The sequence below is a fragment of the Kitasatospora sp. NPDC059747 genome (assembly GCF_042732955.1).
Classification (GTDB): domain Bacteria; phylum Actinomycetota; class Actinomycetes; order Streptomycetales; family Streptomycetaceae; genus Kitasatospora.
The window spans coordinates 9,630-23,482 of sequence record NZ_JBHWGV010000016.1; the positions used below are offsets into that span (position 1 = coordinate 9,630).

Below are 13,853 nucleotides of genomic sequence, written 5' to 3' on the forward strand. Positions count from 1 at the left end.
TCGGGGTCCACCCACCCCCCCCCCCCGCGCGCCGCGGTGCCGGCGGCCCCCGGTCTGCCGCCGGCGGGGGGGGCCCGGGGGGGCCGGGGGGTATTCCGGGGGCCCGCCGCGGCGCGTCAGTCCGTGAGCTCGAACCGCGCGGCGATCTCCTCGATGAGCGGCAGGTGCTCGTCCCAGGTCGCGCTGCCCATGCCGAGGATGAAGGCGGCGTTGCCGCGCACGGCGAAGTACTCCCGGGTGCGGTAGATGACGGCGCCGCTGCCGTGCCGGGTGAGGAAGTCCAGCGCGACGCCTTGGCGTCCGCCGAACCGGGCCTCGGCGCGCGTGAAGTCGCCGTAGCCGTGGGCCTCCAGTTTCTCCTGGGCGACGTCCGCGACCTTCTCGGCGGTCATGTCCCTGGCCGGGACCTTGAAGACGATCAGGTTCCGGCCGGGGCCGCCGGTGGCCCGCAGGATCTCCGGACCGTTCGCCGGGACGGGCGGCATCGCCTCCCAGCCGGCCGGGACGTGCAGGACGGCGCCGTACGGGACGATGGCCAGGGGCTTCCAAGCAGTGGTGTCGGACATGGTGCGGGCCTCTCGGTTCGGTGCGGTTCTCGTGTCGCCGGAGGTGATACCGGGAAACCGCGGCGCTGCGAACCTCGCATTCGGCGCGCCGCCCGGTATCGGTACCCGGTGACAGCAGGACGTGGGCCCGACCCGGGGAGACGGAGCACGATGAGCAACCACGAGGTGCGGGAGCGGCTCGTCACCACGCACGGTCACCTGGTCGAGCGGGAGGTCGCCCGCTACCGCACCTGGCACCTCGACCGCGCGGACCTCCGCCAGTCCGGCATCCTCGGCCTGCTGATCGCCGCCCACCGCTTCGACCCGGACCGCGGCGCACCCTTCGCGGCGTACGCGCACACGTGGGTGCGGAAGGAGATCCAGCGGGCGATCGCGCAGCAGGAGTTCCCGGCCGTCGTCCCCGCCGACCTGGTCGGCCGGACGGTGGCACTGCGCGGCGCCCTCCGGGACAACGCCGACGACCTCGGCCTGGCGGCGGCGGCACTCGGCATCTCGCCGGGCACGGTGGCCGCGCTCCACCGGCAGCTGCGCACGGTCGCGCCGGAGGAGGACGAGGAACCGGCGGCACCCGGCCTCGGCCTCACCGATCCCGAACGCTCGGCCGTGGCACGGGACTTCGCGACCGTCGCCCGCAAGGCCCTGGCACGTCTCGACCGGCGCGAGGCCGACGCGCTCGTCCTGCGCTACGGCCTGGACGGCGAGCCGGAGCGCTCGTTCCGCGAGGTCGGCCGGGCCCTGGGCGTCTCCGGCCACACCGCGAAGGCGCTCGTCACCCGGGCCCAGACGGAGCTCCGGCGGCTCCTGGACTGACGCCGGGCGGGACCGGACCGCCAGTCCCGGGAGTCCCCCGAAGGAGCCGCACGGACGGCGCACCCGCGACGGCCGGGGCAGGCTGGCCGCATGAGGGTCGCTCCGGGGCGCGGTGAGGCGCTCATCGCCGGCGTCATGTTCGCCCTGACCATGGTGGCCGGCGCGGTGGACGCGATCACCTACCTCGGGCTCGGGCACGTCTTCGCCGCGCTCGCCACCGGGAACGTGCTGCTGCTCGGCTTCGGGGTGGCGGGTACGGCGGGGACGCCGCTCGCCGCGCCGGCGGCGGCGCTGGGGGCGTTCACGGCCGGGGTGCTGCTGGCCGATCGCGTGATCGTGGGCCGGCTCCGCGAGGGCCGGCGCTGGTTCGTGTCCATGCTGGGCACCGAGGCCGCGCTCATCGCCGCCGCCGGGGCCTGCACCATCGCCGCCGACGGCGCCGAGCGGCTGCCCACGCACGGGGTGGGCCTCCTCGTCCCGGTCCTGGCGGTCGCGATGGGCTGGCACAGCCGGATCATGGACCAGGCGCGGATCCCGGACATGCCGACGACGGTCCTGCAGACGGCCCTGGTGAAGGCGATCGTGGACACCCTCGCGTTCCGCCCGGCCGTACGGGCGGTGCCCCGGCTGACCCGGATGCGCCGGGTGGCGACGGTGGCGGGCATCCTGCTCGGCGGCATCGGCGGGGCGCTGCTGCTACGGCTCGGGGCCGGTCCCGGGCTGCTCGCCGTGGCCGGCTTCGAGGCGGCGGTCGTGGCGCTGTACTCGCGTGCTCCCCGCCTCCGGCCCGCCGACGGCGACGCTCCGGCGGCGACGGGCTGAGGGCTCCTGCCCTGCCCGGGCCGCTCCGTTCGTCCGCGGTAACGATCCGGTGACGGGTGTGCACGGTGCGTGCAGGCGAGGATAGTTGGATGCGCTAATCTGACTAGCCGCCACCGGACCTGACGCCTCATCAGTCACACTTCTGATCGGACGCGACCGGACCAGGCGCATGTGCACCGCAATTCGACCTCCTAGGGACGTGACGTGCATGGCTGACCCCACCGGCTCCGCGGGCTCCACCGGTTCCACCCCCGAGACGATCGAGGTCCACCTCGGCGACGGCACGACCGTCTACGCCGCCGTCCGCGACCCCCGGCCGGGAGGTGACGGCCGCCCCGGCCGCGACTCCGGTGACGCCGGCGCCGTCTCCACCGCCGTGCGGCACACCTTCGACCAGGTGCGCGAGACCGTCCAGGCCGTCGGCCAGTGGGCCAAGGACACCGCGGTGAAGTGCGGCGACCCGTCCTCGTTCGAGGTGGAGTTCGGGGTGACGCTCTCCGTCCAGGCCGGGCGGCTGATCGGCGTGCTGGCCGAGGCGGGCGGCGAGGCGAGCCTGAACGTCCGGCTCACCTGGGACCGCGCCGGCTCCGGCACCCCCACCGCCGCGTAGGGCGGCCCGCGTGGTCCTGAGAGCCGGCGGCCCGCACGACCCCGCCGTCTGGCTCGCCGACGGCGCCACGACCTTCCTGGGCAGCGGCTTCTTCGTCGCCCCCGGACTCGTCGTGACCTGCGCCCACGTCGTCCACGGACGCCGGCCGGTCACGGTGCACGGCGCGCTCGGCGCGGAGGAGGTCCTCTCCGTCGACCTGTGGCCGCCCGACCGGCCCGCCGGCAGCGCCTACTACCCCGCGCCCGACCTCGCCGTGCTGCGCACACCCGTCCGCGAGGGGCGGCCGGTCGCCGTCCTCGCCGCGACGGAGGCACCGGCCGGTACGGAGCTCTCCGCGCACGGCTTCACCACGGCCACCCCGGCGGACGGCGTGCAGCCGGACACCGCTCGGCTGACGGTGGCCGGGCTGTCGGGCGGCTTCGTCCGGCTCGTGAACGGGTGGATCCGCAAGGGGCTCAGCGGGAGCATGGTGGTCGCCCCGGGCAGCGGGCAGGTGGTCGGTGTGGTCAAGGGGACCGAGGACGACGGCGACCCGGTGGGTGGGTGGATGACCCCGGTCGGGCAGCTGCGCGCGCTGCTGGACCTGCCGACGGCTACCGCGAGCCCGGCTGCCGCGTACCGCATGGCGGGCCGCCAGGAGTGGGCCGACGCGCTGTTCCGAATACCGGCGCTGGACGACGAGCGGGTGCGCCACGACCTCGTCCGCCGGATCAACGACACACTCCCCGCCGAGCAGGGCATCCGTCCGCGCGGCGACTCGCTCGCCCTGCCCCACCTGGAACTGATCGCCGGCGCCTGCCTGGACAACCTCGCCCCCTGCGACGCGCTCCGCGCCCTGGTCGCGGCGGTCCGACGGCTGGCCGGCGGGCACCGGGCGGTGGGCGACCTGGAGCTCCTGCTCGCGACGAGCTGTGGAGGGGGCACACATGCGGCAGCTTGACGAGCGCGCGGTGCACGTCCTGGCGGCGGCCTTGAAGGAGATCCCGCTGCTGGAGAACGGGGACCGGCGCGCCGATCTGGTGCACAGCATCCGGGAGGCGCCCGGGGTCGTGGAGTTCGAGGTCACGTTCGACAACGCGACGCACACGCACCTCACCCGGATCACCCGGTCGTGCATCCGGCACAGCAACGCGCCCGCCGCCCGGCAGGCGCTCTACGAGGAGGCACGGCGTCTCGCCGGCGGCCAACGAGCGGTCTCCTGGCTGCGGTTCTTCAACGCCGTGCTCGATTCGCGGCACCCGGACGGCTTCAAGGAATGGCTGCTGGACAACGGCGGTCTGCTGCTGGCGCAGGGCTGGGGGAGCAGCACGGCGCCCGGGGTACCCGACCCGCTGAGCGAGTTCACGTGGCTGGTGGTCGGCGGGTCGGAGGCGCAGGTCCGGGAATTCTGCAGTTCCATTCCCGGCCTTCCGAGCTCCGTCACGATCGCCATTCCGACGCCCCACGGCGACGAACCGGAGCCCCGGGAGCCGAAAGCGCGGAGCCGCCGCACGTGGTGGTTGGCCGGCGGCGTCGGCGCGGTCGTTCTCGCGATGGTGGTCTGGGCGATCGTCTCGGCGGGCGGCGACCGGCCGGCGGTGCCGGTGTCGGTGCGCTGGAACGGTGAGGAGCTCTCACGGAGCGTTGATGGCACGTCCACCCTCTCCACCAAGGTAAATGTTCCCGCCGGCCGCACGCGCGTGGAGATCCCGCTGAACCTGAGCGACAAGAACCCGGACAGCGGCGAGTGTCATGAGACGACCGTGGAGATGACGATCGGCGGCTGGAAGTCGGGCGACCGGAAGCCGGGCGAGGTGGTCCGGGCGAAGGTGCCCGCGAACCAGCCGACGTTGGACCTGGAACTGACTCTGAGCCCGAAGGGCTGCACGTTGTTGGTCAACATCCACACCGTCGACTTCAAGGACTGAAGGGCTTCGCCGTGATCGCCGGACGCCGTTTGCGCAAACTCGCCGTGACCGCCGCCGCAGTCCTGCCGCTCGCGCTCGCCGCCTGCTCCTCCGGACCGGAACGGCCGGCGCCGTTCGATCGGACGGTCCGGGTCGGGTTCAAGACGGCGGCCCCCGGCATGTCCGTCCAGGACCCCAACGGCATCTTCCAGGGCTTCGAACCGAGGCTGGTGGCCAAGGTGCTGGGCGACGCGGGCGTGCCCTACTCCTCTGTCCCGCTCTCCGCCCAGACCTGGGCGGACGCCCTGCTGGACGGCAACACCAACCACAACGGCGCCGACGTCGTCGTTGCGGACATCTCCGACACCGCCGAGCGCGAGCAGACCTTCGACCTCGCCGGCCCGTACCTGAAGACGCCGCTCGGCGCCCTCACCCTGGCCGCGCACCCGGTCGCGGTGCAGCGCCAGGAGGACCTGACCCCGCTGCGGGTCTGCACGATCGCGAAGACCACCGCCCGCGCGCTGATCGACAACGAGGTCAAGCCCAAGGTGTCGGTCGACGCCCTCTTCCCCGACGACTGCCTGAAGGCGCTGAACGACGGCACCGCGGACGTCTTCGTCTCCGACTACCTCGTCCTGCGCGGCATGGCCGTCAACGTCAAGGTGAACGGCCAGGCCCCGTACGCGATGGCGGAGGGCCGGTTCGGCAAGGTGCAGACGCTGGTCGCCGCACTGCCCCCGGGGCACACCTCGGCCTGCCAGTGGCTGCGGGGCCGGCTCGACGCGTACGTCAAGAGTCAGGCGTGGGCGACGGAGCTGCGCAGCAACTTCGCCTTCGGCCCCGACGTGTCGGACGACAACCTGCGCCAGGACTTCCAGCCGCTGATCAGCGCCTCGGACAACCTCTGCGCGAAATGACCGGGACGGTCCGCCGGTTCGTCCACGAGTGATCTTCCAACTCACGTACAGTGACGGGGAGGTGGCGGAACGGCGCGAGGAGGGTGCGGCGGCATGGCCGAGGAGAGCATCGCGGACGCGGTGGAGACGGTGCGGCGGTACTACGGGAGCAGTGAGGTCGACGGGTTCTACTCCGCCGTGTGGGGCGGGGAGAACATCCACACCGGCATCTACCTCGACGCCCACGAGCCGGTCGGGACGGCGTCCCGGCGGACGTGCGAACGGGCGGCGGCGAAGGTCGCGCACCGGCTGCGGACCCCGGGGGTCACGGTGCTGGACCTCGGCTCCGGGTACGGCGGGCCGACCCGTTTCCTGGCCGGGACGTTCGGCTGCCGGGTGACGGCGCTCAACATCAGCGAGCCGCAGAACGAGCGCCACCGCCGCACGAACGCGGAGCGCGGGCTCGACGGACTGATCGAGGTCGTGACCGGCTCGTTCCAGGACATCCCGTTCCCCGACGGGCACTTCGACGTCGTGTGGTCGCAGGAGGCGTTCTGCCACAGCCCCGACCGCGACCGCCTGCTGAGCGAAGCGGCCCGCGTCCTGCGGCCGGACGGCGACCTCGTGTTCACCGACGTCATGGCGGCGGACGGCGTCGCGCCCGAGTCGCTGCGCGAGGTGGTGGCGCGCCTCCAGGTGGAGAGCCTCGCCACCCCGGGCTACTACGAGAAGCGGCTGCCCGAAGTCGGCCTGAGCGGCGTGGACTTCGACGACCGCAGCGAGCAGCTCCTCGCGCACTACGTCCGGCTGGAGGAGGAGACCCGCCGCCAGGCCGATGCCCTGCGCGACCTCGTCGGCCCGGTGTACCTGGAGGGCCTGCTGGAGAACCTCCCCCGGTGGGTGGCCGCCTCCCGCGCGCCCCGCCCCAGCGGGGCCCACTTCCCCGCCGGCCGCTACTCACCGCCCGGGCCCGCGGCCGGCCCCGGTGCGGGGACCGGCCGTGGGCGTCGGGGCCTCGGCGACGTGTCAGTGCTCGTCGTCGAGGTGGATGGCCAGGATGTTCGGGGTCGTCTTCGTGAAGTAGGCGCCGTTGGCCACGTAGGCGGTGCCGTCGTGGATCACCAGGGAGGTGGGGTTCTGCAGGCCGTCGTCCTTGCGGACGACGGTGTAGGTGTGGTCGGGGTGGATCCCGGGGTGGACGCGGACCACCTCGTTGCTGCCGTTGAGCGCGGCCAGGAGCTCGTCACCGTGGCCGGTGAAGGCGAAGTCGTCGACGGTGGACAGGTTGTCCGCCCGGACCTCGGGCCGGCCGGACCGGCCGTCCCGCAGGATCGGGATCCGCACGATCGTGCCATTGACGGAGTTCGAGACCCAGACCGCGTGGTGGTGGAGCTTCAGGCCGTTGGCGCCGAAGCCCTTGGCCGCGAGCAGGGCGTCGTCCGAGAAGACGGTCGGAGTCCCGCCGGTGGTGGGCACCGTCCAGACCCGGCCGAGGGCGCTGTCGCTGATGTAGAGCAGGCCGCTGCGCCCGTCCAGCGCGATGCTGTTGGGCAGACTGTTGTTGGGGAGCTGGGCGACCTGCTCGGGGGTCGTCGTGTGCGGTCGCAGCCGCCAGACGCCGGTCTGGTCCGTGTCGCCGTTCGCGTACAGGAAGAACAGGGTGCCGTCCTGGGCCCGGACCAGGCCCATGGTGACCGGGTGGCCCACCAGCGGCGTGCCGCCCCCGGTGCCGTCCGGTACGGGCATCTGCACCAGGATCCGCACCCGGCCGTCCGTGCCGACCCGGGCCACCTGCTGGGCGAGCGAGAGCGTCACGTCGAAGGAGCCGTCGGGCTCCTGGACGATGTTCTCCGGCGTCTGCTTCAGCTGGTCGCCGTAGGTGAAGCAGGCCACGACGTCGGGTGAGCCGCAGTCCGTCGCGGCCGCGGAGGCCGGCGCGGCGGCGAACGTCGCGAAGGCTCCTGCAGCCAGGGCGAGAGTGGCCGCTCTTGTCGTCAACTTCTTCAAAGCATCCCCCTGATACGTATGGTGACCATGTGTCAGGCCACCAGACTCATACGATGATGCTCAAAGTAGCAGCCGTGACTGATGGGAAAGCCGGGAAGGAGGTTTCCATGCCTGTCAGGAAGCGGGCGGCGCGGGAGGGTAGTTGACGACGTCGCCGGGCGGGGCGACCTCGTCGTCGCTCCGATGTCCGTGGACGCTGCTCGGCCCAGCGTGCTCGGGGGCCCCGTCGGCCGAGCCCGGGGCCGTCATGACACCGGCCGCGCCCAGGGCCGCGAACGTGATGGACGCGGCGGAGACGCCCCGTTGCCAGGGAAATCTCAATACCCCTCCTGCGGGTCGCACCGGTCGGGCCACCTCGACTCGGCTTCGGTGGAGCACAAACCGTACTGCCCGCCCCTGGGACCTCGGGTATTCCGGTCCGTTGATCCCTCGATCGGATGATTCCGCGTTCGAGCGGTTCAGGCGGATTCCCGGCCCGCCGCCGCCACGGCGGCAGCGCGGCGCAGCGCCGTCGTGGCGATGGACAGGAACTCCGGTGATCCGCCGCGCCTCCTCGTACAGCTCCCGGGCCGCCCGGCCGAACTGCCCGTGCTCGGCGACCGCGGTGAAGTAGCGGAGTTTGCGCAGATCCAGGTCCAGCTCCGCACGCTATCAATGCACTCCCTGCACCGATGCCCGCACGGCATCAATGCGGACGGAAGGGCATTGGACGGCTGCCGGGACGCTCCGGCGACTCGGGCCATGACCGACACCCGCACCGACACCCGCACCGAAATCCGCACCACCGCCCTCGTCATCGGTGCCTCCCGCACCCTCGACCTGCTCTTCGTCAACGCCGCGATCACCCGCGGCGACTTCCCGATCGGGGACGTCCCGACGGACGTGTTCACCGAGGTCATGGTGACCAACGCGCTCGCCCCGATGCGCGTCGTGGAGGTGCTCTGCGCGCTGGTCGCACCGGCCGGGACCATCGGCGTCATGTCCTCCGACCAGGGCAGCCTCACCCTCGACACCGACGGCGGCCAGGACCTGTACCGGGCCGCAAGTCCGCGCTGAACCAGCTCATGCGCTGCTATGCTGCCCGCCACACCGCCGACGGCCGGACCCTGATCCTCATGGACCCGGGCTGGGTGCGGACCGAACTCGGCGGCCCCGAAGCCGATCTCAGCGTGGAGGAGAGCGTTCCCGGCGTGGCCGGGACGATCGAGCAGCACCGGGGCACGCCCGGTCTGTACTTCGTCGACCACCGGGGGCAGGCCGTGCCCTGGTGACCGTCGGCGGAGTGGCCCCGCGGCTCGACCCCGGTCGACCACGTCCGGCCACGGACACAACGGCAGCACCGGAACGCAAACTGGAATCCGTCCGCTGTTGGTCCGACGGTCGCGCGTGTTCTCTACACTGGGGCCACCGCAGATCACTGTAGGTGATGGAATCGCCGGCCCTGCCCGGCCCGTCCGCCTCTGAGCGAAAGGCCGTCCGATGGCCCCGCGTCTGTCCGTCGTCGTCCCGATCTACAACGTCGAGCGCTACCTCGAAGAGTGCCTCGACTCGATCGCGGGCCAGTCCTTCGAGGATTTCGAGTGCGTCATGGTCGACGACGGCTCGACCGACGACAGCGCCCTCCTCGCCAAGGCGTACGCCGAGCAGGACCCCCGCTTCCGGCTGGTCCAGCAGACGAACAAGGGCCTCGGCGCCGCCCGCAACACCGGCTGGCGCCACCTCACCCCCGGCACCGAGTACCTGACCTTCGTCGACAGCGACGACACCCTGCCGCCGCACGCCTACCAGCTCATGATCCGCACGCTGGACGACACCGGATCCGACTTCGCCACCGGCAACGCCATGCGCCTGCGCACCAGCGGACTCACCCCCTCGCACGGCCACCGCCGCCCGTTCCGCGAGACCCGGCTGCGCACCCACGTCAGCGAACTGCCCGCGCTCGTCACCGACCGCACCGCCTGGAACAAGGTCTACCGGCGCTCGTTCTTCGACGGCGCGGGCATCCTCTACCCCGAGGGCCTCCTGTACGAGGACGCCCCGGTCAGCGTGCCGCACCACTTCCTCGCCGAGCGCGTCGACGTCATCTCCGAGCCGATCTACCACTGGCGGGTGCGCGAGGACGGCGCGCTGTCCATCACCCAGCGCAAGACCGACCCGCGCGGCCTGATCGACCGGGTCCGCTCGATGGAACTGGTCCGGGAATGGCTGACGGCCCGCCCCGAGCCGCAGTTCGCCGAGCACCTGCGCGCCTACGACCGGAACTGCCTGGTCGAGGAGATCCCGATGTTCTTCTGGTCCCTCCCGGACGGCGACCGCCCCTACTGGGAGGTCTACCAGCGGCACGTCAGCCGGCTGCTCCTGGCCATCGGCTCCGAGCAGCTGGCCGGGCTGAACGCCCAGCTGCGGCTCAAGTACAGCCTGACGCTGGCCGACCGGATGCGGCGCTTCGTGGCCCTCCAGCGCCTGCACCGCATCGTCCGCCGCACCCGCCAGGCCGCCCGCCGCTGAGCCGGGGGCCGTGGGCCGGGGCCGGGCGTGGCGTGCGTGCTCCGGCCGCGGGCCCGTCCCGCCCGTACGGCGTAGCACCGAGTGTCGGAGGCCGGACGGCCGGGCGCCGGTGCACATAGTGCGGTCATGACCCGCATGCGCATCGCCGCCCTCTGCACCGCGACCCTGCTCGCCTCCACCCTCCACCTGTCGGCCGGGCCCGCGACGGCCGCCGGGCCCGCGCACCCGCGGCACGGGTGCGCCGCCTCGCCCGACCCGGGGAGCGGGCAAGCCGGGAAGGTGCTCGACGCCGTCCGCCGGGCGAAGGAGGAACTCGACCTCAACTCCGTCCTGCTGAAGGTGACGGTGGACGGGCAGGAGGTGGTCACCGGGGCGGTGGGGGAGTCCATGACCGGGGTGCCGGCCACCGCCGACATGCACTTCCGCGTCGGGTCGGTGGCGTTCTCCTACATGGGCGTGGTGCTCCTGCAACTCGTCGAGGAGGGGAAGGTGGGCCTGGACGACCCGGTGTCGCGCTGGCTGCCCGACCTTCCGCACGCCGAGGAGATCACCCTGCGGATGCTCGGCTCCACCACCTCCGGGCTGCACGACTACGTCCCCGACCCGGTCTTCCAGAACGCCTACCTCGCCGACCCGTTCCGGGAGTGGACCGAGGCCGAGCTCGTCGGCGTCTCCACCGCCCACGACCTCTGGTACGCGCCCGGCACCAACTGGAGCTACTCGCACGCCAACTTCATGCTGCTCGGCGAGGCGCTCGCGAAGATCACCGGCGAACCGCTGGACGGACTGCTGCGCCGACGGGTGATGGACCGCCTCGACCTGCGTCAGACCCGCAACGGCTTCACCCCCGACCTGCCGACCCCCGTGCTGCACGGTTTCACCGCGGCGCGCGGCCGCTACGAGGAGGTCACCTTCTGGAACCCGTCCTGGACCGCCGCGCGCGGAGCGGTCCTCTCCAGCGACATCTGCGACCTGGCCCGCTCCGCGCAGGCCATCGGCGCCGGTGAACTGCTCTCGCCCAGCAGCTACCGGACGCAGCTGAACCCGGGGACGGTCGGCCTCGGGCACGCGACCAAGACCTGCCCGGCGGACATCTGCAGGACCAACACGGAGGCCGAGCACTTCGGCCTCGGGGTGTTCGTGCGGAACGGCTGGGTGCTGCAGAACCCGTTCCTGCCCGGGTACGCCGCCGTCCAGGCCTATCTGCCGGACTGCCGCCTCGCGATCGCCGTCGCCACCACCCAGGGCCCCGCGACGACGGACGGCCAGCCGGCGCAGACCATCGCCGCCCGGATCTCGGAGCTCCTGGCCCCGGACCACCCGCTGGCACCCTGAGGCACCCTTCCCAGCCGTCGGCGCCCCCGCGGCTGCTCGCCCCCGTGGCCACTCCTCCGGAGTCGACCGCAGCGAGCGGCCGGGGTGTGCGCCACCACGCCGGAATGTACGCACGACTCCTTCACAAGGCTCCGCCGTCCCGGCCGGGTTCCGCCCCTGCTGAGGCCCGTATTCCGCCTCGTAGCAAGGCTGTGACAAAGGAGTGACAGGGCTGCGCGGACTTCTGTTCGGTTCTCTCATGTCGTGCACGTATGGTCGCCACATGCGAGAGAAGCGGCGGGGAACAGGTGTGAACAAGCTCGGGGCCGGTGTGCGGCTGCTCGGTGTGAGCGGCATAGCCGGGGTGGTCGTGGCGGGCATAGCCCTGCCGGCCGTGGGGGCCGTCGGCCTCGGGGCGCAATCGGCCGCGGACGACTTCCAGAACCTCCCGGACGACTTCAAGACCCCGCCGCTGTCCCAGGCCTCGACGATCTACGACGCGCAGGGCGGCGTGATCGCCACCGTCTACGACCGCGACCGCACGATCGTCCCGGGGGACCAGATCTCCCCGCTGGTGAAGACGGCCCTCGTGGACATCGAGGACAACCGCTACTTCGAGCACGGCGCGATCGACCTCAAGGGCGTCCTCCGGGCCCTGAACAAGAACGCCGCCACGGGCAGCAGCCAGGGCGCCTCCACGCTCACGCAGCAGTACGTGAAGAACGTCTTCGTCGAGGAGGCGGGCGACGACCCGGCGAAGGTCCAGGAGGCGCAGCGGCAGACGGTCGGCCGCAAGATCCAGGAGCTGAAGTACGCGATCAAGGTCGAGGAGACCCTCAGCAAGGACCAGATCCTCACCAACTACCTGAACATCACGTACTTCGGGCAGCACGCCTACGGCATCGAGGCGGCGGCCCACCGCTACTTCGGCGTCCACGCGAAGGACCTCACCCTGCCGCAGGCCGCGCTGCTGGCGGGCCTGGAGCAGTCGCCGAGCGGCTACGACCCGGTGGCCCACCCGGACGACGCCAAGACCCGGCGCGACACCGTGCTGAAGAAGATGGCCGAGTTCGGGCACATCACCAAGGACCAGGAGCAGCAGGCGATCGCGAGCCCGCTGGGGCTGAACATCCAGTCGTCGCCGCAGGGTTGCATCACGGCCAAGCAGGGCGAGGGCTTCTTCTGCGACTACGCGCGCCAGGTGGTGCTGACCGACCCGGCGTTCGGGAAGAACGCGGCCGAGCGGAAGGCGCTGTGGAACCGCGGTGGCCTGCAGATCCGCACCACGCTCGACCCCAAGGCGCAGGCGGCGCTCAACGACTCGGTGACCAAGGGCGTGAACCCGGGCGACCTGGCGGCGACGGCGATGAGCATCGTCCAGCCGGGCACCGGCAAGATCCTCGCGATGGGCCAGAGCCGCCCGTACGGCGTCGACGACTCCAAGCACGAGACCCAGATCAACTACAACGTCGAGAAGTCGATGGGCGGCGGGTCCGGCTTCCAGACCGGGTCGACGTTCAAGCCGATCGTCGCGGCGGCGGCCCTGGAGGCCGGCATCGCGCCGAGCCAGAGCTACACCACGGACTACAGCATCCCGTGGCCGGCGATGAAGGACTGCAACGGCGGCAAGTTCCCGTCGACCGAGTCGCTGCACAACGACAGCCCGAACCTCAAGGGCCAGTTCGACATGAAGACGGCGATGGCGCAGTCGGTCAACACCTACTTCGCGAAGCTGGAGGCCGACGCCGGGCTGTGCTCCGTCGCCCAGATGACCAACAAGCTGGGCATCACGGCGCAGGCCGGCGGCGAGAAGCTCCAGGTGGTGCCGTCGATGACGCTGGGCAGCAACTCCCTGACCCCGCTGGAGATGGCGAACGTCTACGCGACGTTCGCCGCGCACGGCACCTACTGCAAGCCGACCGCGATCACCGCGGTGACCGGCCCGGACGGCAAGCAGCTGGCGGTGCCGGACGCGAACTGCACCTCCGTGATGTCCTCGGACACGGCCGACACCGTCACCACGATGCTCAAGGGCGTGGTCGAGGACGGCACCGGCAAGCCGGCCGGTCTCTCCGGCCGCGACAGCGCGGGCAAGACCGGCACCACCAACGGCAGTCGCCAGGTGTGGTTCGTCGGCTACACCCCCGAGATGGCGGGCGCGACGGTCGTCAGTGACACGGCCGTCCAGAAGCCGCTGGACGGGCAGCGGATCGGCGGCCACGTCGTCGACCAGGCCTTCGGCGGCACGCTGGCCGGGCCGATCTGGAGCGGTGCCATGGACGGCGCGCTGAGCGGTGTGCCGGCGGGCACGCTGACGACGGTGCCGCTGCCGTAGCGGCGGACTGCCGTAGCCGTCGGATCGTCGCGGGGCCCCCCCCCCCCCCCCCCCCCCGCGCGCGCCGCGCCCCGCGCGGGGCGCTCTCGTGAGGCGGGA

General features: G+C 72.2%; 12 protein-coding genes and 3 pseudogenes. 11 read left to right on the forward strand and 4 right to left on the reverse strand.

Going from position 1 to position 13,853, the window contains the following annotated elements:
• Positions 1–116 precede the first annotated feature (116 nt).
• Positions 117–566 (reverse strand): hypothetical protein, encoded by a 450-nt coding sequence (locus ACFV4G_RS09650; protein ID WP_380438305.1) that lies wholly within the window; start codon positions 564–566, stop codon positions 117–119.
• A gap of 150 nt (positions 567–716) precedes the next feature.
• Between ACFV4G_RS09650 and ACFV4G_RS09655 the strand changes: the two genes are divergently transcribed.
• The 7 genes and pseudogenes from ACFV4G_RS09655 to ACFV4G_RS09685 all read left to right on the forward strand — a co-directional run.
• Positions 717–1,376: a sigma-70 family RNA polymerase sigma factor gene (locus ACFV4G_RS09655; RefSeq protein WP_380438307.1), complete on the forward strand. Its 660-nt coding sequence runs from the start codon at positions 717–719 to the stop codon at positions 1,374–1,376.
• A gap of 90 nt (positions 1,377–1,466) precedes the next feature.
• A complete protein-coding gene (locus tag ACFV4G_RS09660) occupies positions 1,467–2,198 on the forward strand; it encodes a YoaK family protein (RefSeq protein ID WP_380438309.1) in 732 nt (243 codons plus the stop codon).
• A gap of 208 nt (positions 2,199–2,406) precedes the next feature.
• The gene (locus ACFV4G_RS09665; RefSeq protein ID WP_380438311.1) at positions 2,407–2,808 is read left to right on the forward strand and encodes a CU044_2847 family protein; all 402 of its coding nucleotides are present in this window, start codon (positions 2,407–2,409) and stop codon (positions 2,806–2,808) included.
• Positions 2,809–2,818: 10 nt separating this feature from the next.
• Positions 2,819–3,748 carry a trypsin-like peptidase domain-containing protein gene (locus ACFV4G_RS09670; RefSeq protein WP_380438313.1) on the forward strand — a complete coding sequence of 310 codons (930 nt, stop codon included), beginning with the start codon at positions 2,819–2,821 and terminating at the stop codon, positions 3,746–3,748.
• Positions 3,735–4,715: a hypothetical protein gene (locus ACFV4G_RS09675; RefSeq protein ID WP_380438315.1), complete on the forward strand. Its 981-nt coding sequence runs from the start codon at positions 3,735–3,737 to the stop codon at positions 4,713–4,715. The genes ACFV4G_RS09670 and ACFV4G_RS09675 overlap by 14 nt, the downstream gene beginning before the upstream one ends.
• 44 nt (positions 4,716–4,759) lie before the next feature.
• A complete protein-coding gene (locus ACFV4G_RS09680; RefSeq protein WP_380438317.1) occupies positions 4,760–5,611 on the forward strand; it encodes a substrate-binding periplasmic protein in 852 nt (283 codons plus the stop codon).
• Between the two features lie 93 nt (positions 5,612–5,704).
• Positions 5,705–6,205 (forward strand): annotated as a pseudogene (locus ACFV4G_RS09685) (SAM-dependent methyltransferase); the annotation flags it as partial.
• Between the two features lie 411 nt (positions 6,206–6,616).
• On the opposite strand, the gene ACFV4G_RS09690 reads toward ACFV4G_RS09685, so the two are convergent.
• From ACFV4G_RS09690 to ACFV4G_RS09700, 3 genes and pseudogenes are all read right to left on the reverse strand, one after another.
• Positions 6,617–7,588 carry a hypothetical protein gene (locus ACFV4G_RS09690; protein ID WP_380438319.1) on the reverse strand — a complete coding sequence of 324 codons (972 nt, stop codon included), beginning with the start codon at positions 7,586–7,588 and terminating at the stop codon, positions 6,617–6,619.
• A 123-nt stretch (positions 7,589–7,711) separates the two neighbouring features.
• Positions 7,712–7,918, reverse strand: coding sequence for a hypothetical protein (locus tag ACFV4G_RS09695; protein WP_380438321.1), 207 nt, complete (start codon positions 7,916–7,918; stop codon positions 7,712–7,714).
• A 234-nt stretch (positions 7,919–8,152) separates the two neighbouring features.
• A pseudogene (locus tag ACFV4G_RS09700) lies at positions 8,153–8,236 on the reverse strand (LysR family transcriptional regulator); the annotation flags it as partial.
• A 162-nt stretch (positions 8,237–8,398) separates the two neighbouring features.
• On the opposite strand from ACFV4G_RS09700, the pseudogene ACFV4G_RS09705 reads away from it, so the two are divergent.
• The 4 genes and pseudogenes from ACFV4G_RS09705 to ACFV4G_RS09720 all read left to right on the forward strand — a co-directional run.
• A pseudogene (locus ACFV4G_RS09705) lies at positions 8,399–8,868 on the forward strand (SDR family oxidoreductase); the annotation flags it as partial.
• A 208-nt stretch (positions 8,869–9,076) separates the two neighbouring features.
• Positions 9,077–10,105: a glycosyltransferase family 2 protein gene (locus tag ACFV4G_RS09710; protein WP_380438323.1), complete on the forward strand. Its 1,029-nt coding sequence runs from the start codon at positions 9,077–9,079 to the stop codon at positions 10,103–10,105.
• A 126-nt stretch (positions 10,106–10,231) separates the two neighbouring features.
• A complete protein-coding gene (locus ACFV4G_RS09715) occupies positions 10,232–11,440 on the forward strand; it encodes a serine hydrolase domain-containing protein (RefSeq protein WP_380438324.1) in 1,209 nt (402 codons plus the stop codon).
• 262 nt (positions 11,441–11,702) lie between these two features.
• Positions 11,703–13,754, forward strand: a complete 2,052-nt coding sequence (locus ACFV4G_RS09720; RefSeq protein WP_380438326.1) for a transglycosylase domain-containing protein — start codon at positions 11,703–11,705, stop codon at positions 13,752–13,754.
• Positions 13,755–13,853 lie beyond the last annotated feature (99 nt).

Bases quoted from the DNA above. Each gene is read 5' to 3' on its own strand.
- ACFV4G_RS09650 (WP_380438305.1), bottom strand. From the start codon at position 566: ATGTCCGACACCACTGCTTGGAAGCCCCTGGCCATCGTCCCGTACGGC.
- ACFV4G_RS09710 (WP_380438323.1), top strand. From the start codon at position 9,077: ATGGCCCCGCGTCTGTCCGTCGTCGTCCCGATCTACAACGTCGAGCGC.
- ACFV4G_RS09665 (WP_380438311.1), top strand. From the start codon at position 2,407: ATGGCTGACCCCACCGGCTCCGCGGGCTCCACCGGTTCCACCCCCGAG.
- ACFV4G_RS09660 (WP_380438309.1), top strand. From the start codon at position 1,467: ATGAGGGTCGCTCCGGGGCGCGGTGAGGCGCTCATCGCCGGCGTCATG.
- ACFV4G_RS09675 (WP_380438315.1), top strand. From the start codon at position 3,735: ATGCGGCAGCTTGACGAGCGCGCGGTGCACGTCCTGGCGGCGGCCTTG.
- ACFV4G_RS09655 (WP_380438307.1), top strand. From the start codon at position 717: ATGAGCAACCACGAGGTGCGGGAGCGGCTCGTCACCACGCACGGTCAC.
- ACFV4G_RS09715 (WP_380438324.1), top strand. From the start codon at position 10,232: ATGACCCGCATGCGCATCGCCGCCCTCTGCACCGCGACCCTGCTCGCC.
- ACFV4G_RS09720 (WP_380438326.1), top strand. From the start codon at position 11,703: ATGCGAGAGAAGCGGCGGGGAACAGGTGTGAACAAGCTCGGGGCCGGT.